This window comes from Neoroseomonas rubea (assembly GCF_016106015.1).
GTDB lineage: Bacteria > Pseudomonadota > Alphaproteobacteria > Acetobacterales > Acetobacteraceae > Neoroseomonas > Neoroseomonas rubea.
On the sequence record NZ_JACADQ010000754.1, the window covers coordinates 1 to 569 of the forward strand.

Consider the following 569-nt stretch of genomic DNA (forward strand, 5'->3'; position numbering starts at 1 on the left):
GCGGCGCCAGGCGGGTCGTTCGCGCGCAGCCGTTCCGCGGCGCGCGCCAGCGCCTGCACCACCTCGGCCGCCGGGGCGCGCTGCGCGATGCCGAGTGCGGCGCGGTTCTCGTCGCGCGCGACGCGCATCGCGATCGGCACGGTGGGGGACAGCGTCGGGAAGGCGTTCCGGTCCGCCGCCTCGATCGTCAGCGCCTCGAAGCGCGCCAGCGCCAGCGCTGCCTCGGCCGGCCGGCCCGCGAGCCCCTGCCCTTCGCGGGTGAAGGCCGCGGCCGTGGCCTCCACCGCGGCCCGCAACGGTCCCTGCGGGCTCGGCGTCGAGACCAGCACGCCGGTGAGCCCGGCCTGGGGTGTCCGCAATTCCTCGCAGGCGGCGAGCAGCGGCAGGAGAAGTAGCGCGCGTCGCGCGGTCACGGCCATTGACGATCCCTGTTGCCCTGACGCTGGATCCGCCAGAGGTCCTGTTCGGCAAGGCGGGCCGCGCGCGCCGTCATGGGCAGGCGCGGCAGCGCGCCGAGGCGCGCAAGGGTCGCCGCGCCGCCCGGCGTGAAGAGCGGTGGCGCCAGGGCC

General features: G+C 77.7%; 1 protein-coding gene. It reads right to left on the reverse strand.

Going from position 1 to position 569, the window contains the following annotated elements; genetic code table 11:
• Positions 1–413 (reverse strand): hypothetical protein (locus HW577_RS26230; RefSeq protein ID WP_198378990.1); only part of this gene is annotated, 413 nt, incomplete at its 3' end.
• Positions 414–569 lie beyond the last annotated feature (156 nt).